20 protein-coding genes and 1 pseudogene are annotated in these 22,942 nt (G+C 60.9%); 13 read left to right on the top strand and 8 right to left on the bottom strand.

All coding sequences use genetic code 11. The features are described from left to right. Positions 1 to 8: 8 nt before the first annotated feature. Entirely contained in the window at positions 9 to 956 is a 948-nt protein-coding gene (locus F0169_RS04035) for a hypothetical protein (protein ID WP_152745672.1), read from the bottom strand. A gap of 358 nt (positions 957 to 1,314) precedes the next feature. Here F0169_RS04035 and F0169_RS04040 point away from each other — a divergent pair, with 358 nt between their 5' ends. Both F0169_RS04040 and F0169_RS04045 read left to right on the top strand, forming a co-directional pair. Then, positions 1,315 to 3,060, top strand: coding sequence for an ABC transporter permease (locus tag F0169_RS04040; protein WP_058412281.1), 1,746 nt, complete (start codon positions 1,315 to 1,317; stop codon positions 3,058 to 3,060). Between the two features lie 14 nt (positions 3,061 to 3,074). After that, positions 3,075 to 4,397 (top strand): ABC transporter ATP-binding protein, encoded by a 1,323-nt coding sequence (locus F0169_RS04045; protein WP_122249723.1) that lies wholly within the window; start codon positions 3,075 to 3,077, stop codon positions 4,395 to 4,397. Between the two features lie 103 nt (positions 4,398 to 4,500). On the opposite strand, the gene prpD is transcribed toward F0169_RS04045, so the two are convergent. The 6 genes and pseudogenes from prpD to F0169_RS04075 all read right to left on the bottom strand — a co-directional run bounded on the left by prpD (position 4,501) and on the right by F0169_RS04075 (position 12,851). Then, positions 4,501 to 5,985: a 2-methylcitrate dehydratase gene (gene prpD, locus F0169_RS04050; protein WP_152745674.1), complete on the bottom strand. Its 1,485-nt coding sequence runs from the start codon at positions 5,983 to 5,985 to the stop codon at positions 4,501 to 4,503. Positions 5,986 to 6,149: 164 nt separating this feature from the next. Further along, positions 6,150 to 7,339: pseudogene (prpF, locus tag F0169_RS04055) on the bottom strand (2-methylaconitate cis-trans isomerase PrpF). Between the two features lie 11 nt (positions 7,340 to 7,350). Then, positions 7,351 to 9,945, bottom strand: a complete 2,595-nt coding sequence (acnD, locus tag F0169_RS04060) for a Fe/S-dependent 2-methylisocitrate dehydratase AcnD (RefSeq protein ID WP_152745676.1) — start codon at positions 9,943 to 9,945, stop codon at positions 7,351 to 7,353. A 123-nt stretch (positions 9,946 to 10,068) separates the two neighbouring features. Further along, positions 10,069 to 11,196, bottom strand: coding sequence for a bifunctional 2-methylcitrate synthase/citrate synthase (prpC, locus tag F0169_RS04065; protein ID WP_152745678.1), 1,128 nt, complete (start codon positions 11,194 to 11,196; stop codon positions 10,069 to 10,071). 51 nt (positions 11,197 to 11,247) lie between these two features. Further along, entirely contained in the window at positions 11,248 to 12,141 is an 894-nt protein-coding gene (prpB, locus tag F0169_RS04070; RefSeq protein WP_058412286.1) for a methylisocitrate lyase, read from the bottom strand. After that, positions 12,138 to 12,851: a GntR family transcriptional regulator gene (locus F0169_RS04075; protein ID WP_058412287.1), complete on the bottom strand. Its 714-nt coding sequence runs from the start codon at positions 12,849 to 12,851 to the stop codon at positions 12,138 to 12,140. The genes prpB and F0169_RS04075 overlap by 4 nt, the downstream gene beginning before the upstream one ends. Positions 12,852 to 13,120: 269 nt before the next feature. Between F0169_RS04075 and rloA the strand changes: the two genes are divergently transcribed. The 8 genes from rloA (at position 13,121) to F0169_RS04115 (ending at position 20,150) form a co-directional block, all read left to right on the top strand. Further along, a complete protein-coding gene (rloA, locus tag F0169_RS04080; protein ID WP_099240710.1) occupies positions 13,121 to 13,666 on the top strand; it encodes a retropepsin-like aspartic peptidase RloA in 546 nt (181 codons plus the stop codon). Positions 13,667 to 13,671: 5 nt separating this feature from the next. Next, complete coding sequence (gene rloB / locus F0169_RS04085) at positions 13,672 to 15,204, top strand: osmotic stress tolerance membrane protein RloB (protein WP_152745680.1); 1,533 nt, start codon at positions 13,672 to 13,674, stop codon at positions 15,202 to 15,204. Continuing rightward, entirely contained in the window at positions 15,204 to 16,190 is a 987-nt protein-coding gene (locus F0169_RS04090; RefSeq protein ID WP_058412290.1) for an alpha-L-glutamate ligase-like protein, read from the top strand. The genes rloB and F0169_RS04090 overlap by 1 nt, the downstream gene beginning before the upstream one ends. A 90-nt stretch (positions 16,191 to 16,280) precedes the next feature. Then, positions 16,281 to 17,624: an aminodeoxychorismate synthase component I gene (gene pabB / locus F0169_RS04095; protein ID WP_152745682.1), complete on the top strand. Its 1,344-nt coding sequence runs from the start codon at positions 16,281 to 16,283 to the stop codon at positions 17,622 to 17,624. A gap of 221 nt (positions 17,625 to 17,845) precedes the next feature. Next, positions 17,846 to 18,148, top strand: a complete 303-nt coding sequence (locus F0169_RS04100; protein WP_152745684.1) for a type II toxin-antitoxin system HigB family toxin — start codon at positions 17,846 to 17,848, stop codon at positions 18,146 to 18,148. Next, positions 18,148 to 18,504 (top strand): helix-turn-helix domain-containing protein, encoded by a 357-nt coding sequence (locus tag F0169_RS04105; protein ID WP_058412293.1) that lies wholly within the window; start codon positions 18,148 to 18,150, stop codon positions 18,502 to 18,504. The genes F0169_RS04100 and F0169_RS04105 overlap by 1 nt, the downstream gene beginning before the upstream one ends. Before the next feature lie 163 nt (positions 18,505 to 18,667). After that, positions 18,668 to 19,402, top strand: a complete 735-nt coding sequence (locus tag F0169_RS04110; RefSeq protein WP_152745686.1) for a phosphoadenylyl-sulfate reductase — start codon at positions 18,668 to 18,670, stop codon at positions 19,400 to 19,402. Between the two features lie 31 nt (positions 19,403 to 19,433). Beyond that, positions 19,434 to 20,150, top strand: coding sequence for an aspartate/glutamate racemase family protein (locus F0169_RS04115; RefSeq protein WP_058412295.1), 717 nt, complete (start codon positions 19,434 to 19,436; stop codon positions 20,148 to 20,150). A gap of 146 nt (positions 20,151 to 20,296) precedes the next feature. Here F0169_RS04115 and F0169_RS04120 read toward each other — a convergent pair whose 3' ends face one another. After that, positions 20,297 to 20,986: an HAD-IA family hydrolase gene (locus F0169_RS04120; RefSeq protein WP_152745688.1), complete on the bottom strand. Its 690-nt coding sequence runs from the start codon at positions 20,984 to 20,986 to the stop codon at positions 20,297 to 20,299. A 109-nt stretch (positions 20,987 to 21,095) separates the two neighbouring features. On the opposite strand from F0169_RS04120, the gene F0169_RS04125 reads away from it, so the two are divergent. The 3 genes from F0169_RS04125 to F0169_RS04135 all read left to right on the top strand — a co-directional run bounded on the left by F0169_RS04125 (position 21,096) and on the right by F0169_RS04135 (position 22,926). Then, positions 21,096 to 21,452: a DUF2784 domain-containing protein gene (locus F0169_RS04125; RefSeq protein ID WP_058412297.1), complete on the top strand. Its 357-nt coding sequence runs from the start codon at positions 21,096 to 21,098 to the stop codon at positions 21,450 to 21,452. 70 nt (positions 21,453 to 21,522) lie between these two features. Beyond that, positions 21,523 to 22,101 (top strand): DUF4337 domain-containing protein, encoded by a 579-nt coding sequence (locus tag F0169_RS04130; protein WP_058412298.1) that lies wholly within the window; start codon positions 21,523 to 21,525, stop codon positions 22,099 to 22,101. A 165-nt stretch (positions 22,102 to 22,266) separates the two neighbouring features. Continuing rightward, the gene (locus F0169_RS04135) at positions 22,267 to 22,926 is read left to right on the top strand and encodes a M24 family metallopeptidase (RefSeq protein ID WP_172979322.1); all 660 of its coding nucleotides are present in this window, start codon (positions 22,267 to 22,269) and stop codon (positions 22,924 to 22,926) included. The last annotated feature ends 16 nt before the right edge of the window (positions 22,927 to 22,942 follow it).

The following is a 22,942-nucleotide window of genomic DNA, read 5'->3' on the forward strand; positions in this document are numbered from 1 at the left end:
CGTGCGTCCTAGCCCTGTTGCTGAAGTTGCCGCGTCAGGTTATCAACCTGCTGTTGAAGTTTTGAAATTGTGTCCTGAAACAAACCATCCATCTTGGTGAGCTGGGCTTCCAGTTTTGCGTTTTCTTGACTGAGATGTTCGGCCATGCCGGAAGCAGGCGCTGATGGCTCATCGGCTTGGGCCGGCGGTTGGTTTTGTGGAGCAATCGGCGTTTGCGGGTATACGTCGTCTGCCGCGGTACCCTGGGGGCTGTCCGCCTGCTCGGGAGGCGTCTGGCTGTCAGGAATGTTCATAGCGTTGACCCGTTGCACCAAACTATTCATGGCGTTAGTCAGTGTTTCAACGATCGAATTGAACTTGGTGAGTAGTTCGTCGAGCTTGCTGCTGAATTCACTGGTTACACGGGTCAACGCTTCAAGACTTCCAGACTGGCCTGGCTCCGTCACCGGCGTATTCGAGGTGTCTGGAGCGGGAGGTGTACCCGGCGCAGTCTGCTGGCGAGAGGTTTCGGCAGGCGCTACAGTCTGCTCATCGCCACGGCGGTTCTCAGGCTGAGGTCCAGGCGCAACCGGCGCGTCTTTAGGTTTTTTTTCTGACGCGTCAATGTGCTCAGTCAGGTCTATTATTTTCTGATTAAGTTGCCTGAGCATCGGATCAAATTTGCTGAGCAACGCATCGTATTTGGCGTGAAGCTCTTTATTTTTGGTCGTCAGCTCTGCCATCTGGCCTGTTGCATCGGCCCCTTGCGACTGCGGATGGTTAACGATTTTACTGTGGCTGGAAAACTGACCGCGCTGCTCTGGCCCCATCGGCGGGCGAGGCGGCGTTGAATCTGCCGAGCTGTCAGGCGTGTTGGCGTGTGCGCCGGGGGTGTCGCCGGAACGAGCAGGTGGCGGTGTTGGCGGCATTTCGTAGCCGTATTGGGGCGCATACTGTTGAGTGCTGACATTCGTCATAAAGTGCCTCTTGAGTTCCACGCGTGGTCCGCGTGCAGGTTTTTCGGACGACTTGGCGTACCCGTCATTCAGCTACTTTATTGGCCTGTACCGGCAACCAGTTCCAGGGACGCAAAAAATATCAGCTTGCCTGCGCCAGGCTCACAATCCGCCGGTGCCCAAACCACGGTTTCGTACAGGAAACTGACAGCAAATTTATGTGCTTGTAACATTCAGAAACGTACAATTCCGCCAGCAACGCCTCGTTGCCGCTGACTGACGAAAACAGCGCCCGTCCTTCTCGGTTGGGCATTCGTGCAGCAGCTAAGCTCACTCTCACCGCGCCTTTTTAACCTGAACGCTGCAGGACTGACTGCCTATGAACAGAGTGTTCCGTGACTATTTACCGGCGTCCACACTGCGCTTGCTACCCAACCGCTGGGACTTGGTTGCCCTGCCTCTGGTAATCGGCTTTCTACTGTTTTTTTCCATCACTGCCCGCGAAACCTGGGCCCCCATCGCCACCTTGCAAAGTGAAGTCATCTCCCTCGACCCGGCCAACCTGCCGGAATACGCGATGCGCACCACCTTGCGCATGCTCGCGGCAATGGTCGCGGCGCTGATTTTTACCCTGTTGTACGGCACCCTGGCCGCCAAAAGCCGGCGCGCCGAGAAACTGCTGGTGCCGGTACTCGACATCCTGCAATCGGTGCCGGTACTCGGGTACATCTCGTTTACGGTGACCTTCTTCCTGTTGTTGTTTCCGGGGCGGGTGCTGGGCGCCGAGTTCGCCGCAATCTTTGCGATCTTTACCAGCCAGGCCTGGAACATGACGTTCAGTTTCTACCAGTCGCTGCGCATGCTGCCGCATGACCTGGTGGAAGTGTCGACCAACTTGCGGCTGTCCGGCTGGCAAAAATTCTGGAAGCTCGACGTGCCGTTCGCCATGCCCGGGCTGGTGTGGAACATGATGATGAGCATGTCCGGCGGCTGGTTTTTTGTGGTCGCCTCAGAAGCGATCACCGTCGGCGACAAGACCATCACCCTGCCGGGCGTGGGTTCGTACCTGGCCCTGGCGATTGCCCAGAAAGACCTGCACGCCGTGGGCTATGTGATCCTCGCGATGATCGCGGTGATCCTGATGTACGACCAGTTGCTGTTCCGCCCGCTGGTGGCTTGGGCCGACAAGTTCCGCATGGAAACCACCGCCTCGCAAGGCGCCGCGCCGCAATCCTGGTTGCTCAACCTGATTCAGCGCACGCGCGTGGTGCAGCGCATGCTGCGCCCCGTCACGCGCACCATCAGCCGCATCGGCAACAAACGCTTCAGCCTGGCCGGCGGCGCGCTCAAGGCGTTGCCGGTGGAAACCCCGGCAGCCTCAAAAGTGATCGACTGGGTGTGGGGCACGCTGATTGCGCTGTTGGCCGCGTATGCGCTGTATCACATCGTGCAGTACGTCGGCACTGAGGTGACCCTCGCCGAAGTCGGCCATGTGTGTGTGCTGGGCCTGATCACACTGCTGCGGGTAGTCGGGTTGATTCTGATCGCCTCGCTGATCTGGGTGCCTTTGGGCGTGATGATCGGCCTGCGCCCAAAGCTTGCGGAAAAAATCCAGCCGCTGGCGCAGTTCCTCGCGGCATTCCCGGCGAACCTGCTGTTCCCGGTGTTCGTCATCGTGATCCTGCATTACAACCTCAACCCGGATATTTGGCTGAGCCCGCTGATCGTGCTGGGCACCCAGTGGTACATCCTGTTTAACGTGATCGCCGGGGCCAGCGCGTTTCCGAATGACTTCAAGGAAGCCGCCGCGAACTTCCGCATTCGCGGCTGGTTGTGGTGGCGCAAGGTGATGCTGCCGGGGATTTTCCCGTATTACGTGACCGGCGCCATTACCGCCTCGGGCGGTGCGTGGAACGCCAGTATCGTCTCCGAGTACGTGTCTTGGGGCCAGGACAACGTGGTTGCCCACGGGCTGGGCGCCTACATCGCGCAGACCACCGCGGCCGGCGACTTCCCGAAGATCGCGCTGGGCGTGGTGGTGATGTCGATCTTTGTAGTGGCCTTCAACCGCGCGGTATGGCGACCGATGTACGCCATTGCTGAAAACAAACTTCGTTTGAATTGACGGGATTCGCCGTGATGAATACCTATACCGCACACGCTGCCGCCACGCCGGAAATCTACTCGCTGAAAAACGTCAACCGGGTGTTCGGCAAAGGCAAAGATGAACTGCAAGTACTCAGCGGCGTCGACCTGAGCCTGCACGAAGGCGAGATCGTCGGCATGCTCGGTCGCTCCGGGTCCGGCAAATCCACGCTGCTGCGCATCATTGCAGGCTTGATCCAGCCGTCGTCGGGCGAAGTGCTTTACAACGGCGCGCCGTTGAACGGCCCAGCCGAAGGCGTGGCCATGGTGTTCCAGACCTTTGCGCTGTTCCCCTGGCTGACCGTGCTCGAAAACGTAGAGGCTGGCCTGCAAGCCTTGCAAGTCGAGCGCAAGGAAACCCGTCGGCGCGCCCTGGCGGCGATCGACCTGATCGGCCTGGACGGCTTTGAAAACGCCTACCCACGCGAGTTGTCCGGCGGCATGCGGCAGCGTGTGGGCTTTGCCCGCGGCCTGGTGGTTAACCCGACATTGCTGCTGATGGACGAACCCTTCTCCGCCCTCGACGTGCTCACCGCCGAAACCCTGCGCACCGACTTGCTGGACTTGTGGAGCGGCAAACAACTGCCGATCAAGTCGATCCTGATCGTGACCCACAACATCGAAGAAGCGGTGCTGATGTGCGACCGCATTCTGGTGCTCTCATCCAACCCCGGCCGCGTGGTCGCCGAGATCAAAGTGCCGTTCGCACACCCGCGCAACCGGCTCGACCCGGTCTTTCGGCAAATGGTCGACGACATCTATGCGCTGATGACCGACCGGCGCAGCGCCGATGCGAGCCGGGGTTTGCCCGAGCTGAAAATGGGCAGCCTGCTGCCGGAAGTCTCGACCAACTTGATGGCCGGTTTGATCGAAACCCTCGCCGCCGAGCCCTACAACGGCCACGCCGGTTTACCCACTGTGGCCGAACGGCGCCTGCTGGAAGTCGACGACCTGTTTCCGGTGGCGGAGATGCTTGAGCATCTGGGCTTCGCCGAACTCAAGGGCGCCGACATCACCCTCACCGACGCCGGCAAACTGTTCGCCGACTACGGCACCCAAGAGCGCAAAACCCTGTTCGCCGAGCACCTGATCCAGCATGTGCCATTGGCCGCGCGCATTCATCAGGTACTGCTCGAACGCAGCGGGCACCGCGCGCCACGCGTGCGTTTCGAACAGGAACTGGAAGACTCGATGACCGAAGCGTTCGTCGAAAAAACCCTCGAAAGCGTGGTGGCGTGGGGGCGCTATGCGGAGATTTTCTCGTATGACGACCACACCGAGACGTTCAGCTTGGATGATGTTGAAGGCAGCATGTGATTGCTTGAGGCCAACCCCGATTCGAATGTGAGATAAGGCTTTTGTGGGAGGGGCTTGCTCCCTCCCACACAACCTCCTACCCACATCAGTTTTTTAGGGGTTGTCAGATCACAAACAGGTCGACGAAGCGGTTCACCGGAGTCGCTTCAAGCGTTGCCTGGTCTTTGCACAACGCGAAAATCTCATCACTGCGCTGGGCGGTAAACCGCGTGGCCAGGTTGGCCCTGAACTTGTCCTCCAGCAACGGGATGCCGTCCACCCGCCGCCGCCGATGCCCAATCGGGTATTCCACTGCCACTGGCTCGGTGCTCGTACCGTCGCTGAAAAACACCTGCAGCGCATTGGCGATCGAGCGCTTATCCGCTTCCAGGTATTCACGGCTGTAGCGCGGCTCCTCAACGACAACCATCTTCTCGCGCAACACATCAATGATCGGGTGCGCGGCGTGAAACGCGTCTTCGTACTGCTCCGCCACCAGGTTGCCGAAGGCCAGCGGCACGGCGGTCATGTATTGCAGGCAATGATCGCGGTCGGCGGCGTTGGCCAGTGGGCCAACCTTGGAAATGATACGAATCGCCGACTCGTGAGTGGTGATCACGATGCGCTCGATTTCATCCAGGCGGTGCTTGACCAGCGGGTGCAAGGTCACCGCCGCTTCGCACGCGGTTTGCGCGTGGAATTCGGCGGGAAAGCTGATCTTGAACAGCACGTTTTCCATCACGTAGGTGCCGTACGGCTGGGACAGGCTGAACGCGCGTTTGTCCGCAGGCTTGAGTGCCAGGTCGTTGTTGCTGTGGCTGAACAGCACGTCATAAAAACCCCATTGTGGCGCGCTTAACACGCTTGGGATGCCCATCTCGCCGCGCAGCGCGATGTCCGCCAGGCGCACGCCACGGCTCGATGCATCACCCGCCGCCCAGGATTTGCGCGAACCTGCGTTCGGCGCATGGCGGTAAGTGCGCAGCGCCTGGCCATCGACAAACGCGTGCGACAACGCCGCGAGCAACTGCTCACGGTTGGCGCCCATCAGCTTGGCGGTGACGGCGGTGGAAGCGACTTTGACCAGCAGCACATGGTCAAGGCCGACGCGGTTGAACGAGTTTTCCAGCGCAATCACCCCCTGAATTTCATGGGCCATGATCATCGCTTCCAGCACCGCGCGCATGGTCAACGGCGCATCGCCATTGGCCACGCGTTTCTGCGACAGGTGATCGGCCACCGCGAGGATGCCGCCCAGGTTATCCGAAGGGTGGCCCCATTCGGCAGCGAGCCAGGTGTCGTTGTAGTCAAGCCAGCGCACGATGCAGCCGATGTCCCACGCAGCTTTTACCGGGTCCAGGCGCAACGAGGTGCCCGGCACGCGCGCGCCGAACGGCACCACCGTGCCCTCTACAATCGGCCCCAGGTGCTTGGTGCACTCGGGAAAACGCAACGCCAGAAGGCCGCAGCCGAGGGTGTCCATCAGGCAGTTGCGCGCAGTGTCCAATGCGGCCTGGGATTCGATGCGGTAATTGAGGACGTAGTCGGCGATGTCCTGCAGAACCTGGTCGTAGTCGGGTCGGTTGTTCTGGTCGACGTTGGCGCTCATGGCAGTACTCCAAAAGGGTTGGGTTTAATCCTCAGGCTCAGGGTTGATCACGCGTTGGCAGGTCTGATCGCCTGCTTATGTATTACCGGCCCCACTCAAACTTGTGGGAGGGGGCTGGCTCCCTCCCACACAAGCCCATTCCCACAACAGCGCGGCGGTGGGTTTTAGAATGAATCGCCGGGCACACGCACAAAGCCTTCCATTAACACCCGCGCGCTGCGGCTCATGATGGCTTTCTTGACCACCCATTCGCCGTCGACCTGACTGGCTTCAGCGCCCACGCGCAAGGTGCCGGACGGATGCCCGAAACGCACCGCGCTGCGTTCCACACCGCCAGCGGCGAGGTTGACCAAGGTGCCGGAAATCGCCGCCGCCGTGCCAATCGCCACGGCCGCCGTGCCCATCATCGCGTGGTGCAGCTTGCCCATCGACAGCGCGCGCACCAACACATCAATATCACCGGCCTTGATCGCCTTGCCACTCGATGCCACGTAGTCCAAAGGCTTGGCCACAAACGCGACCTTTGGTGTGTGCTGGCGCTGGGCGGCTTCATCAAGATGCTTGATCAAGCCCATGCGCAATGCGCCATAGGCGCGCACCGTCTCAAACATCGCCAGGGCTTTTGGATCACTGTTGATCGCGCCTTGCAGCTCGGTGCCGGTGTAGCCGAGGTCTTCGGCATTGATGAAAATCGTCGGGATGCCCGCGTTGATCAGCGTCGCCTTGAAGGTGCCGATACCCGGCACTTCGAGGTCGTCGATCAGGTTGCCGGTGGGGAACATCGAACCACCGCCGCCCTCTTCTTCGGCGGCCGGGTCGATGAACTCCAGCTGCACTTCGGCGGCCGCAAAGGTCACGCCGTCGAGTTCGAAGTCGCCGGTTTCCTGCACCGCGCCGTCGGTGATCGGCACGTGGGCAATAATCGTCTTGCCGATGTTCGCCTGCCACACGCGCACCACCGCCACGCCGTTGTGCGGCACGCGCGCGGGTCGACCAACCCGGCGCTGATGGCGAACGAGCCGACCGCCGCCGACAGGTTGCCGCAGTTGCCGCTCCAGTCCACAAACGGCTTGTCGATCGACACCTGACCAAACAAGTAGTCCACGTCGTGATCGGCGCGCGTGCTTTTGGCCACGATCACGCTTTTGCTGGTGCTGGACGTGGCGCCGCCCATGCCGTCGATTTGCTTGTCGTACGGGTCTGGGCTGCCGATCACGCGCAGCAGCAAGGCGTCGCGTGCGGCGCCTGGCACCTGCGCCGATTCGGGCAAGTCTTGCAGGCGGAAAAACACGCCCTTGCTGGTGCCGCCACGCATATAGGTGGCGGGGATCTTGATTTGCGCTACGTGTGCCATGGTCATCCTCTTCAGGCGGTTGCCGCCGATTCCAGGAAGTCTTGGGCGAAACGTTGCAACACGCCACCCGCCTCGTAGATCGACACTTCTTCGGCGGTGTCCAGGCGGCACGTCACCGGCACGTCGACACGCTCGCCGTGCTTGCGGTTGATCACCAGCGTCAGCGTCGCACCCGGCGTGCGTTCACCGATCACGTCATAGGTTTCACTGCCATCAATCTGCAAGGTGTGACGGTCGGTGCCCGGCAGAAACTCCAGCGGCAACACGCCCATGCCCACCAGGTTGGTGCGGTGGATGCGCTCGAAGCCTTCGGCGGCAATCGCTTCCACACCGGCCAGGCGAACGCCCTTGGCCGCCCAGTCGCGCGACGAGCCCTGGCCGTAGTCGGCGCCGGCAATGATGATCAGCGGCTGCTTGCGCTGCATGTAGGTTTCGATGGCTTCCCACATCCGCGTGACCCGGCCTTCGGGTTCGATACGCGCCAGTGAACCCTGCTTGACCTTGCCATTTTCAACCACCATTTCGTTGAACAGTTTCGGGTTGGCAAAGGTTGCGCGTTGCGCGGTCAGGTGGTCACCGCGGTGAGTTGCGTAAGAGTTGAAGTCGACTTCCGGCAAGCCCATCTTCGCCAGGTATTCGCCGGCGGCGCTGTCGAGCATGATCGCGTTGGACGGCGACAAGTGATCCGTGGTGATGTTGTCCGGCAGCACCGCCAGCGGGCGCATGCCCTTGAGCGGCCGGGCACCGGCCAGCGCGCCTTCCCAGTAAGGCGGGCGGCGGATATACGTGCTTTGCGGGCGCCAGTCGTACAGCGGCGCGACTTTGGGGCCGGTGTCTGGGTGGATCGCGAACATCGGAATGTAGACCTTGCGAAACTGCTCCGGCTTGACCGAAGCCTTGACCACTGCGTCGATCTCTTCGTCGCTCGGCCAGATGTCCTTCAGGCGGATTTCCTTTCCGTTGGCGTCCAGGCCCAGCACGTCTTTTTCGATGTCGAAACGGATGGTGCCGGCAATCGCGTAAGCCACCACCAGTGGCGGCGAAGCGAGGAACGCCTGCTTGGCATACGGGTGGATACGGCCGTCGAAGTTGCGGTTACCCGAGAGCACGGCGGTGGCGTACAGGTCGCGGTCGATGATCTCTTGCTGGATCACCGGGTCGAGTGCGCCGGACATGCCGTTGCAGGTGGTGCAGGCAAACGCCACCACGCCAAAACCCAACTGCTCAAGCTCGGTGGTCAACCCGGCTTCGTCGAGGTACATGGCCACGGTTTTCGAACCCGGCGCCAACGACGATTTGACCCACGGTTTGCGCGCCAGCCCAAGCCGGTTCGCGTTGCGCGCCAACAGGCCGGCGGCGATTACGTTGCGCGGGTTGCTGGTGTTGGTGCAACTGGTGATCGCCGCGATAATCACTGCGCCATCGGGCATTTGCCCCGGCACGTCATCCCACTGGCCGGAAATGCCTTTGGCCGCCAGATCGCTGGTGGCCACGCGCGCATGCGGGTTGCTCGGGCCTGCCATGTTGCGCACGACGCTGGACAGGTCGAAACGCAGGCCGCGCTCGTACTGCGCGCCATTCAGGTCGTCCGCCCACAGGCCGGTGTGGCGTGCGTATTGCTCGACCAGGGTGACTTGTTCGTCTTCGCGACCGGTGAGTTTGAGGTAAGTGATGGTCTGCTGGTCGATGTAAAACATCGCTGCCGTGGCGCCGTATTCCGGGGCCATGTTGGAGATGGTCGCACGGTCACCCAGCGTCAGCCTGGACGCGCCTTCGCCGAAGAATTCCAGCCACGCGCCCACCACTTTTTGTTGACGCAGGAACTCGGTCAGCGCCAGCACCATGTCGGTGGCAGTGATGCCCGGTTGCAGCTTGCCCGTCAGCTCGACGCCGACAATTTCCGGCAGGCGCATCCACGAGGCGCGGCCGAGCATCACGCTTTCAGCTTCAAGGCCGCCGACGCCGATGGCGATCACGCCCAACGCGTCCACATGCGGCGTGTGGCTGTCGGTGCCGACGCAGGTATCCGGGAAGGCGACGCCGTCGCGCACCTGAATCACCGGGGACATTTTCTCCAGGTTGATCTGGTGCATGATGCCGTTGCCGGGCGGGATCACGTCGACGTTCTTGAAGGCCTTTTTGGTCCACTCGATAAAGTGAAAACGGTCTTCGTTGCGGCGGTCTTCGATGGCACGGTTTTTCTCGAAGGCGTCCGGGTCAAAACCACCGGCTTCGACGGCCAGCGAGTGGTCGACGATCAGTTGGGTCGGCACCACCGGGTTGACCTGCGCCGGGTCGCCACCTTGCAACGCGATGGCATCGCGCAGGCCGGCGAGGTCAACCAGCGCGGTTTGGCCGAGGATGTCGTGGCACACCACGCGCGCCGGGAACCACGGAAAGTCGAGGTCACGCTTGCGCTCGATCAATTGGCTCAGCGACGCGTTGAGGCTGGCGGGGTCGCAACGGCGCACGAGGTTTTCCGCGAGTACGCGGGAGGTGTAAGGCAAGGTGGCATAGGCGCCGGGGCTGATTGCCTCGACTGCCGCACGGGCGTCGAAGAAATCCAGGCGGCTGCCGGGCAGCGGTTTGCGAAATTCAGTGTTCATCGTCAGGACTCGGTCACGGTAAGTACAGGGAGCCGACTGATCCAAGGTTGAAAACCGATCCCAATGTGGGAGCAAGCCCCCTCCCACAGTTGACCGGGTTTACAACCCTGGAATCGCCGGTCTTCAGCGACGTTCGATTGGCACGAACTTGCGCTGCTCGACGCCGATGTACTCGGCGCTTGGGCGGATGATGCGGTTATTCGCGCGCTGCTCAAACACATGCGCAGCCCAGCCGGTGAGGCGCGAGCACACAAAAATCGGCGTGAACAACGGCGTCGGGATGCCCATGAAGTGGTACGCCGAGGCATGGTAGAAGTCAGCGTTGGGGAACAGCTTTTTCTGCTCCCACATGGTCTTGTCGATGGCTTCGGACACCGGGAACAACACGCTGTCGCCCACCTCGTCAGCGAGCTTTTTGGCCCAGCCCTTGATCACTTCATTACGCGGGTCGTTGTCTTTATAGATCGCATGGCCGAAGCCCATGATCTTGTCTTTGCGCTCAAGCATGCCGAGGGTGCCTTTGACCGCGGCTTGCGGCGAATCAAACTTCTCGATCATCGCCATCGCCGCTTCGTTGGCGCCGCCGTGCAGCGGGCCGCGCAGCGAACCGATGGCAGCGGTGACGCAAGAGTACAAATCGGACAGCGTGGAAGCACACACGCGGGCGGTAAAGGTCGAGGCGTTGAATTCGTGTTCGGCGTAAAGAATCAGCGACACGTTCATGACCTTTTCATGCAGCTCGCTCGGCTTTTTGCCGTGCAACAGGTGCAGGAAGTGGCCACCGAGGCTTGGCTCGTCGGTCACGCAATCAATGCGTTTGCCGTCGTGGCTGAAGCGGTACCAGTAGCACATGATCGCCGGGAAGGCCGCGAGCAAGCGGTCGGTCACCTCGTGCTGCAGGCTGAAGTCTTTCTCGGGCTCAATATTGCCCAGGAACGAGCAACCGGTGCGCATCACGTCCATCGGGTGGGCGTCGGCAGGGATGCGTTCCAGCACCTCTTTCAGCGCTTGGGGCAGGTCGCGCAATGCGCCGAGCTTTTTGCTGTAGGCGGCCAGTTCGGCCTTGTTCGGCAGTTCGCCGTAGAGCAGCAGGTAGGCGACTTCTTCAAACTGTGCGTCGGCAGCCAGTTCGCGCACGTCATAGCCACGGTAGGTCAGCCCGGCACCCGCCTGGCCCACGGTAGACAGCGCGGTTTGCCCGGCCACCTGACCACGCAGGCCGGCACCACTCAATACTTTTGCTTCAGCCATCATTCTTCTCCAATTTTGTGGTTATTCAGGGAGCCGCGTGTGGGAGCAGGTTTACTTCTTCGCGGCGAACAGCGCGTCGAGCTTTTGCTCGAAGGTGTGGTAGTCGATACGATCGTAAAGCTCCATGCGCGTTTGCATGGTGTCGATCACGTTCTGTTGGGTGCCGTCGCGGCGAATCGCGGTGTACACATTCTCGGCGGCCTTGTTCATGGCGCGGAAGGCCGAGAGCGGGTACAGCACGATAGAAACATCAGCCGCTTTCAACTGGTCAACGGTGTACAGCGGCGTCGAGCCGAACTCGGTGATGTTGGCCAGGATCGGCGCGTTGACGCGGGAGGCAAACAGTTTGTACATGTCCAGCTCAGTGATGGCTTCCGGAAACACCATATCGGCGCCAGCCTCGATGCACGCGGCGGCACGTTCCAGCGCCGACTCCAGCCCTTCGACCGCCAGTGCGTCGGTGCGCGCCATGATCACAAAGCTGTCATCGGTGCGTGCATCAACAGCGGCCTTGATGCGGTCGACCATTTCCTGTTGCGACACAATTTCTTTGTTCGGGCGGTGACCGCAGCGCTTGGCGCCCACCTGGTCTTCGATGTGGATAGCGGCGGCGCCGAACTTGATCATCGACTTGACGGTGCGCGCGACGTTGAACGCCGACGAGCCAAAGCCCGTGTCCACGTCCACCAGCAGCGGCAGGTCGCACACATCGGTGATGCGGCGCACGTCGGTCAGCACGTCATCCAGGCCGGTGATGCCCAAATCCGGAACGCCGAGGGAACCGGCAGCCACCCCGCCGCCCGACAGGTAGATCGCCTTGAAACCGGCACGCTTGGCCAGCAGCGCGTGGTTGGCGTTGATCGCGCCGACCACTTGCAACGGTTGCTCGCTGGCGACCGCGTCACGAAAACGCTGGCCGGGAGTGCTGTTATTGTTGGAACTCATGACTCACCTCGTGTTGAAGGCGCGCCGCCTGGGAAATGACGGGCGATATTGCGTTTGGAAGCGCCGATATGGCGGCGCATCAACAATTCGGCCAGTTCACCGTCGCGGTCGGCAATCGCGTCAAGGATGCGGTGATGCTCGGCAAAGGCCTGGCGGGGACGATTAGGTGTGGCGGAAAACTGGATGCGGTACATGCGCACCAATTGGTACAGGTCGCCGCAGAGCATTTGGGTGAGCGTGCGGTTGCCGGCGCCCTGAATGATCCGGTAATGGAAGTCGAAATCGCCTTCTTGCTGGTAGTAGCCGAGGCCGGCCTGAAAAGCTTCGTCGCGCTCATGGGTGTGCAGCACTTGGCGCAGCTCTTCGATTTCGGCGTCGGTCATGCGCTCGGCGGCCAAGCGACAGGCCATGCCTTCGAGGGATTCACGAATTTCATAGAGCTCCACAAGCTCGGCGTGGCTCAGCGACACCACGCGTGCGCCCACATGCGGCACGCGCACTAGCAGGCGCTGGCCTTCCAGGCGGTGGATCGCCTCACGCAACGGGCCGCGACTGATGCCGTAGGTGCGCGCCAGCTCCGGCTCGGAGATTTTGCTGCCGGGCGCGATCTCACCCTTGACGATGGCAGCCTGGATACGCCGGAAGACATTCTCTGACATGGTCTGCGAATCGTCTTGCGCCACCACTGGGGTTTGCAGCTGAACCCGCATATTGTCGACACCTTTAAAAGCAACGCGACAAAAACTAGCCAATCAGCCCACGATAGTCAAAGAATAAATCCACATTGTCGACAATCGTCTAATAACCCTTTCTGCACTTAATCGGGCATGGCCGCCTGCCAGCGCTGGCGCCGAAAAAGCATCATGTTAGAATGCCCGCCGCTTTTGCCTGACATCATTTGATGAACCGGCGCACCAGAGATTGCGCAGCAATGCCAGTCGCCATGAATGGAACATCGCACTGCACTGCCCCGGGATCTATGAGACTCAAGCCCTTCCCCCTGTTTTGCCTACTGTCCATACCGGCGCTGCTACCGGCACTCTGCGTTGGCGCCGAGAAGACCGTGTATGGCCTGAACGAATACGCCAAACTGGCAGGCATCGACCTGGAAGTGGCGGCCAAACTCGACACTGGCGCCAAAACCGCGTCGTTAAGCGCCCGCGACATCAAGCGGTTCAAGCGCAACGGCGAATCCTGGGTACGCTTTTACCTGGCCATCGACACCGCCCATTCCCACCCCATCGAACGCCCCCTGGCACGCGTGAGCAAAATCAAGCGCCGCGCCGGTGATTACGACCCCGATGAGGACAAGAACTACACCGCCCGCCCAGTGATCGCCCTGGACATTTGCATGGGCAGCGCTTTACGCAGCATCGAAGTGAACTTGACTGACCGCAGCGCATTCCAATATCCGCTGCTGATCGGCTCCGAAGCCTTGAAACGCTTTGATGCGCTGGTTGACCCCAGTCTTAAATACGCAGCGGGCAAACCCGCCTGCGCCGCCGACGCTCATACCGCCGAGTAAACTGAATGCGCTCTCTGACCCTGCACCTGAAAATCCTCATCACCATTTTGGTGGTGCTGGGTATTTCGGTCACCGCCTACCAGATTTTCGTGCTGGGGATCCCCGTCACCGAGGACGCCACCGACGACCTGTGGAACATCGACGCCAAGGTCGAGTTCGTCGCCAACCCCAAAGACCCGGTAAAAATCACGATGTTCGTGCCGCCGCTGAGCCGCGACTTCGTTAGCCTCAATGAAAGTTTCATCTCTAACAATTACGGCGTGAGCGTCAACCGCACCGACGGTAACCGCAAGGTCACCTGGTCGGCACGCCGCGCCAAGGGCAACCAGACGCTGTATTACCGGCTGGTGCTGACCAAGCGTTACAGCGGCGAAAAGATCAAGATCAAAGGCCCGACCTTCCGTGACAGCATCGCAGTGGAAGGCCCCGAAAAAATCGCCGCCGAAGCCCTGTTGGCGCCGATCCGCCAGCACTCGGCCGACGTCGAAACCTTTATCACCGAAGCCATCAAGCGCACCAACAACCTCAGCGACGACAACGTGAAACTGCTGCTGGCGGGCGACCCGTCGACACCGCACAAGGCCAAGATCGTCGAGCTGCTGCTGTCCATCGCGCATGTGCCGGTCGAAAAGGTCCACACCATTCGTTTGGTCGCCGACCAGCCGCAAACCCCGGAACTGTGGTTGCGCAGCTTTAATGGCAGTGACTGGCTGTATTTCAACCCGGAGACCGGCGAGCAAGGCCTGCCGTCAGACCGCCTGTTGTGGTGGACCGGCGATGAAAACCTGATCACGGTCGACGGCGGCAAGAAAGCCATGGTGACCTTCAGCCTCAACAACAGCGAAATGAACGCGATTCGCCTGGCCAAGCTGACCGACGAAAACACCGACGCCAACTTCCTCGAATACTCGCTGTACGGCCTGCCGCTGCAAACCCAGCAGACCTTCATGATCATGGTGATGATCCCGATTGGCGTGCTGGTGATTCTGATCCTGCGCAACCTGATCGGCCTGCAGACGCTGGGCACCTTTACTCCGGTGCTGATTGCCCTGGCGTTTCGCGAGACGCAATTGGGCTTCGGGATAGTGCTGTTTACGATTATTACCGCGCTTGGCTTGTCGCTCAGGTCGTACCTGGAACACTTGAAGCTACAGATGTTGCCAAGGCTGTCGGTGGTACTGACCTTCGTGGTGGTGCTGATTGCGGCCATCAGCCTGTTCAGCCACAAGCTGGGCCTGGAGCGCGGGCTGTCGGTGGCGCTGTTCCCGATGGTGATTTTGACCATGACCATCGAACGCCTGTCGATCACTTGGGAAGAGCGCGGCGCCAACCATGCGCTGAAAGTGGCGATTGGTACGCTGTTCGCCGCATCGCTCGCGCACATCATCATGAGCGTGCCGGAACTGATCTACTTTGTGTTCACCTTCCCGGCGATCCTGCTGATCCTGGTGGGTTTCATGCTGGCCATGGGGCGTTATCGCGGCTACCGCCTGACCGAGCTGGTGCGGTTCAAAGCCTTCTTGAAGGCTGACCAGTAATGTTCGGCTTCTGGAAGACCTGGAAGGCCCTCGAAGCGCGGGGGATCATGGGCATCAACCGGCGTAACGCCGATTATGTGCTCAAGTACAACAAGCGCAGCCTGTACCCGATTGTGGATGACAAGATCATCACCAAGGAACGGGCGATCGCGGCCGGCATCCATGTGCCGGAAATGTACGGAATCATTTCTACCGAAAAAGAAATCGACAAGCTCGAAGACATCCTCAAAGGCCGCACCGACTTCGTGATCAAGCCGGCGCAAGGCGCTGGCGGTGACGGCATTCTGGTGATCGCCGACCGTTTTGAGGGGCGCTATCGCACGGTGTCGGGCAAACTGCTGACCCACGAGGAAATCCAGCATCAGATTTCCAGCATCCTCACCGGCTTGTATTCGTTGGGCGGCCACCGTGACCGCGCGCTGATCGAATACCGCGTGGTGCCCGACCAGATCTTCAAGAGCATCAGTTACGAAGGCGTGCCGGACATCCGCATCATCGTGCTGATGGGCTACCCGGTGATGGCCATGCTGCGCTTGCCGACCCGCCAGTCCGGCGGCAAGGCCAACCTGCACCAGGGCGCGATTGGCGTGGGCGTCGACCTGGCCACCGGCCTGACCCTGCGCGGCACCTGGTTGAACAGCATCATTACCAAACACCCCGACACCACCAACGCGGTGGACGGCGTGCAATTGCCCAACTGGGACGGTTTCATGAAGCTCGCCGCCAGTTGCTACGAGCTGTGCGGGCTCGGTTATATCGGCGTGGACATGGTGTTGGACCAGGAAAAAGGCCCGCTGATTCTTGAGCTGAATGCGCGGCCGGGGCTGAATATCCAAATCGCCAACGACTGTGGCCTGACCTTGCGCACGCATGCGGTGGAAGCGCGCCTGGAGGCATTGAAAGCCGCCGGCGTGACGGAGACCGCGCAAGAACGGGTGAATTTTGTGCAAGAGATGTTCGGGCACATCCCGCCGGTTGAAGGCTGAACACCCATCCAATGTGGGAGCGGGCTCTAGGACCAAACCCTTCGGGGGACTACAATCGCCTCCCCCACGTAAACGGCTGATCCACCCCGCATGTCGACCTGTTCCGTATACCCGCTGCCCTACCGGGCCAACCCCGCAGAGTACTTTGCGACGATTCGCCATGCCCCAGGCGCCGTGCTGCTCGACAGCGGCCGCCCGGTTGCCGAGCGCGGGCGTTACGACCTGCTGAGCGCGTGGCCAGAAACGACGTTGACGGTATCGCCTGACGAAAGCGGAAGTGATTTCCTGCAACGACTGCGCAAAAACCTGACGCAGTTGGGTGAAGCGGCGCTGCCCACCGGTTACGAGCTTCCGTTTGCCGGCGGCTTGATCGGCTACCTGAGCTACGACTTTGGCCGGCACCTGGAGCAAATGCCACACCCGGCCGTAGACGATTTGCACCTGCCGGATGCGCGCTTTGGGTTGTACGCTTGGGCGCTGGTCAGCGATCACCAGGCGCAGACCAGCCAACTGGTGTTTCACCCCTCGCTGGCTGACAGCCAACGGCAACGGTTGATCGCGTTGTTCAGCCAGCGCGTTGTCGCCACACACGCGACGTTTAAACTGCAAGGCCCAATGGCCCCGGACCTGACTGCCGAGGCTTACCGCCAAGCCATCGTGCGCATCCAGAACTACATCCAGGCGGGCGATTGTTACCAAGTCAACTTCGCGCAGCGCTTTCGCGCGCCGTACAGCGGCGATCCATGGGTCGCCTATTGCGCCCTGCGTGAAGCCTGCCCTACGCCGTTTTCCGGCTTCCAAAGCCTGCCGGATGACGGCGCGGTGCTGAGCCTGTCGCCAGAGCGTTTCGTCAAGATCAGCGAACGCCACGTCGAAACCCGGCCGATCAAAGGCACTCGCCCGCGCGGCTTGACGCCCGAAGAAGACGCCGCCAACGCCGCCGAACTGCTGGCCAGCCCCAAGGATCGCGCAGAAAACCTGATGATCGTCGACCTGCTGCGCAACGACCTCGGCCGCACCTGCCGCACGGGCTCGGTGAAGGTGCCGGAGTTGTTCAGCCTCGAAAGCTACCCCAACGTGCACCACTTGGTGAGCAGCGTGACCGGCGAGTTGGCCGACCACAAAGACGCGCTCGACCTGATCGCCGGCAGCTTCCCCGGCGGCTCCATCACGGGCGCCCCGAAGATTCGCGCGATGCACATCATCGACGAGCTGGAGCCGACCCGACGCGGGTTGTACTGCGGTTCGCTGGTGTACCTGGACGTGCGCGGCGAGATGGACAGTTCCATCGCGATTCGCAGCCTGCTGGCCAAAGATGGGCAGGTGTGTTGCTGGGGCGGCGGCGGGATTGTGGCCGACTCACAGTGGGAAGCGGAATATCAAGAGTCGCTGACCAAGGTACGCGTGTTGTTACACACGTTGGAAAGCCTGTAGCGCCCCGCGCTTATTGGCAGTGCAACCTTGAGCCGAACACTGGCAAAAGCCTGAATCAGAACGGCGGTGGACGCAGTATCAGCCGGGGGATAGCGTCCGGCAGTTCATCCGCCGTCTGTGAAGGATCACATGAAGCGACTGCCTACTCGTCAGAAATTATTTCCGGGATTGCATATCCTCCGAACCACACCTACTATCTCCCATATTGGGAGGTACCAGCGATGCGCATAATCGCTTTATCTACCCTACGAATTTTCTGGGAAAGCCACCCCGCTTATGCGGATGCGAAAACGCCGCTGGCTGAGCTGTATCGTCACCTGGAAAAGGCCCTTTACCCGACACCGCAAGCACTCAAGGCCGCGCTCAGAACCGCGAGCATTCTTAAAAGCGGCAGGGTTGTATTCAACGTGGGCGGCAACAAGTATCGAGTCATCATAGCGATCGATTATCAGCGACAACTTGGGTTCATACGTTTTGTAGGCACCCATGCCCAGTACGATCAGATCAACGCGGAGAGCGTGTAATGAACATCAAACCGATTCATTCCCAAGAAGATCTGGCCGCTGCCCTGGCGCGCGTGGAGCAGCTATGGGAAGCCGCCGTCGGCTCACCCGAGGGCGACGAGCTGGAAATTCTTGCCGTGCTCATTGAGAAGTACGAGGCGGAACACTTTCCAATGCCGGCGTCGGACCCGGTGGAAGCGATTAAATTTCGCATGGAGCAATTAGGCCTTACCGCGCGTGACCTGGAGCCGTTTATAGGCACGAGCGGGCGCGTTTCCGAAGTGCTGAACCACAAGCGCAAGCTGAGCGTGTCGATGATCAAACGCCTGCACGCCGGCCTGCGCATCCCTTACGAGCGCCTGCTCGCAGAGGCTTGACACATTCAAATGTGGGGCTTGCTCGCGATGAGACCCTCAGCCCCACTCCATCCCCTGCAGGCCAACGGCCGATTCAAGCTCGCCACCGCAACGCAAGGCGGTTTTTGATACCATCGTTCCCCTATAGAGCGCCAAGCGCCACTGACCTGCAGGAACCGTGCTGATGAACCAAGCCTTCGACGTCGCTGAACTCGCCGCGACTTATGCCAACAAATCCGCTCAGGACATTCTCAAACTGGCGTTCAGCCAGTTCGGCGATGACCTGTGGATTTCCTTCAGCGGTGCCGAAGACGTGGTGCTGGTAGACATGGCCTGGAAGCTGAACAAGCAGGTCAAAGTCTTCAGCCTCGACACTGGCCGCCTGCACCCGGAAACCTACCGGTTTATCGAGCAGGTGCGCGAGTTCTACAAGATCGACATCGAATTGATTTCGCCGGACCAAAGCAAACTGGAACCGTTCGTCAAGCAAAAGGGCCTGTTCAGCTTCTATAAAGATGGCCACGGCGAATGCTGCGGCGTGCGCAAGATCGAGCCGCTGCGGCGCAAACTCTCTGGCGTGAGCGCCTGGGCCACCGGCCAACGCCGCGACCAGAGCCCCGGCACCCGCAGCCAGGTGGCGGCGCTGGAAATCGACAGGGCGTTCTCGACCGCGGAACGCACCCTGTACAAATTCAACCCGCTGGCGCAGATGACCAGCGAGGAAGTCTGGGGTTACATCCGCATGCTGGAGCTGCCGTATAACAGCCTGCATGAGCGCGGTTTTATCAGCATTGGCTGCGAGCCCTGCACCCGCCCGGTGCTGCCGAACCAGCACGAGCGCGAAGGCCGCTGGTGGTGGGAAGAAGCCACGCAAAAGGAGTGCGGGTTGCACGCCGGGAATATCATCAGCAAGGCGTGAGCTAACGCCAGTAATTAACCAGGGGCAGTTCATGCGCATCCTCGTGGTCAACGTCAACACCACTGAATCCATCACCGAAACCATCGCCCAGCAAGCCCGGGCCGTGGCCTCGCCAGGCACCGAAATTGTCGGGCTCACGCCGTACTTCGGCGCCGAATCGGTAGAGGGCAATTTTGAAAGCTACCTGGCGGCCATCGCGGTGATGGACCGGGTGATGGCCTACGACCAGCCGTTTGATGCGGTGATTCAGGCAGGTTACGGCGAACACGGCCGTGAAGGTTTGCAGGAATTGCTGAACGTGCCGGTGGTGGACATCACCGAGGCCGCCGCCAGCACCGCCATGTTTCTGGGGCATGCCTATTCGGTGGTCACCACCCTGGACCGCACCGTGCCGCTGATCGAGGACCGCCTGAAACTTGCCGGCCTGTACCAGCGCTGCGCCTCGGTGCGTGCCAGCGGCATGGCGGTGCTGGAACTGGAAGAAGACCCGCTGGCCGCGATGGAAGCCATCGTGCGCCAGGCGGAACTGGCCATCCGTGAGGACAAGGCCGAGGTAATCTGCCTGGGCTGCGGCGGCATGGCCGGGCTGGATGAACAGATTCGCCAGCGCACCGGCGTGCCGGTAGTGGATGGCGTGACGGCGGCGGTGACCATTGCCGAATCGCTGGTGCGGTTGGGGTTGTCGACGTCGAAGATCAGGACCTATGCCACGCCACGCCCGAAAAAGATCATCGGTTGGCCGCGCTGAACCGAGGCGCGGCCATCGCGAGCAAGCCCGGCTCCCACAGGGCCGCAAGCTGGTTACATCACCGGGGCCAGCCTGACCATTGATGGCGGTTTCAGCGCCCAGGTTTCCGGCGGCACGGCAACAGGGGGCGCGAGCCCCCTTCCACCTTAGCGCAGGGGCGGCAGGCCGTAGGCTGCGAGATCAAAGTCCGCGAGTTTGCGGATGATCTGGTCGGCGTGGTGATACTTGCTGTCGGCCATGGCTTCATCCGGCACGGCGATGGCGGTCATGTTGGCGGCCTTCGCGGCGGTTACACCGAACGGCGAATCCTCGAACACCAGGCAATCCTGCGGCGCTACGCCCAGGCGGCGCGCGGCGGTCAGGAAGATGTCCGGCGAGGGTTTGGCGGCGCCGACTTCCGGGTCGTCAGCGGTGACGATGGTGCCGAACAGGCTAAACCACTCGCGGTGTAACGTGGTTTTGTGGCCGAACGAATTGCGCGACGAGCTGGTGCCCACGGCGATGGGGATGTTATGCGCCTTCAAGTGGCGCACCAGCGCTTCGGCGCCAGGCATGCCCAACGCCTTGGGGAACCGCTCGCTCATCAACGGCTCACGAATTTCGAGGAATTCAGCCGGCGTGATCGGCAAATCCAGGGCCTTGACCACGTACTCGGCCAAGTCCTGGGCGCCACGGCCGATGATGTGCTGCTTGATCCCCCAGTCATACGTACGACCATAACGTTCGGCGATGATCTGTGTGACTTCGGTGTAGATGCCTTCGGTGTCCAGCAACAACCCGTCCATATCGAAAATCACGGCCTTGATCGGACCGACTGCAGTACGCGGTGCATTCATCACAACAAAACCTTGAGCGGAAGACAAAAAGGATTCAGCACAATAACGGCCACGCTGACCGGCAAGCAACCCTTTAGACTGTGCGCCTGCCCTTTTGAAGTGCCCTGTGATGCTCTACCGTCTAGCCGCCGACAGCCTGGTGCTGTTTCATTTGAGTTTTATTCTGTTCGTGCTGTTCGGCGGCTTGCTTGCGCTCAAGTGGCGCCCAGTGCTGTGGCTGCACCTACCGGCGGTGGCGTGGGGCATTGCGGTCGAAATGCTCCACCTGCCCTGCCCGCTGACCCGCTGGGAAAACCTCTTTCGCCACCTCGCCGGGCAAGACGGCTATGGCGGCGGGTTTATCGAGCACTACCTTCTCGCGCTGATTTATCCCGCCGGGCTGACGCCGAACATTCAATTGATGCTGGGAACGGTGGTGGTGGTGATCAACATCGCCGTGTATGCGCGACTGATCAAAAAAGCCTAGGCCTGGACAGGTTTGAGACAGCTTGGCTGGTGAAGAATCAGTCTCCCTCATTCCGTTCGTAGACGCGCCCATGTCCGAAGCCTTCGAAGTCCCCAGCCCCCACGAAAAACACATCGAACACACCACCGAACATGCCCACGGCCGGGGCGACAATTTCGCCAGCCGCATTGCCGTGATGACCGCGCTGATGGCCACCCTCGGCGCGATGCTTAGCTACCAGGCCGGCTCCACCGAAAGCGAAGCGGCGATGGACAAAAACAACGCCGCCATCATCAAGACCGAAGCCGCCAACCAGTGGAACTACTACCAGGCCAAATCCAGCCGACAAAACCTGGCGGAGTTGGCCACGCATATTCCGGGGGTTGATGCTGCGCATTACAAGGACGAGATTGAGCGCTACAAGAGCCAGAAAGAACAGGTGCGCCAGCAAGCCGAGAAGCTTGAGGCCACCTCAAAGGCCTGGGATGAGAAATCCGAAGAAGCGCTGCACCAGCACCACCGCTGGGCGCAGGCGATGACCGCGATTCAGATCGCGATTTCGTTGGCGGCAATCACCTTGCTGACGCGCAAGGAATGGTTGAAGCGCATGTCATACACCGCCGGCGGCGTTGCAGTGGTGCTCGGCAGCCTGGCATGGCTGCACCTCTAAGCGCATAACCCGCCCCCGTGGCGAGCGGGCTTGCTCGCCACAACAGCAAAGACCACAAGGGCGCTATTACCTTGACCGCTGTTATCTTCAAGTTGGGCTCTGCCATCGCATCGCTATATAGTAAAAGGTATAACGACCAGCACAGCCTGATTTGAGGACATACCGGTGATTGCACAACCCAAAGAAGCCGTGGGCGCCGCCTACTCCATCGACTCCATGCGTTACGCCCAAGCGATGACCTGGCAAGCCATCGAACAGCTCGCCCAGCGCATCCGCCCCGGCATGCTTGAATCCGAAGCGCGCGAGCTGGGCAAGCACGTGCTTGCCGACCTCGACATGCAGCGCATCTGGCACCCATTGCTGGTGCGATTCGGCGCCAATACCCTCAAGACCTTCAAGCAACGCTCCGAAGGCGACCCGGTGCTCGGCGAAAACGATATTTTTTTCATCGACATGGGCGCCGTGTGGCAAGGCCACGAAGGTGACGCCGGGGCCACGTTCAGCACCGGCAACGACGCGCAAATGATCGCCTGCGCCAGCGCCGCCAAAGCACTCTTCGACCGCGTACAATCGCGCTGGAAAAACCACCAGCTCGCTGGCCTCGAACTCTACCGCTATGCCGAAGAGCAGGCGCACGCCATGGGCTGGCAACTGAACCTCGACATCAAAGGCCACCGCGTCAGCGACTTCCCGCACGCCATCCATCGCGGCGGCGACCTCGGCCAGTTTGAGCACTGCCCGAATGCCGGGCTGTGGATCCTGGAAATCCAGATCGCCCACCCGAGCAAACCCTACGGCGCCTTCTACGAAGACTTACTCGCCTGACCTTTTAAGGACTACC

The sequence above is a fragment of the Pseudomonas kitaguniensis genome, assembly GCF_009296165.1.
GTDB classification, from domain to species: Bacteria; Pseudomonadota; Gammaproteobacteria; order Pseudomonadales; family Pseudomonadaceae; genus Aquipseudomonas; species Aquipseudomonas kitaguniensis.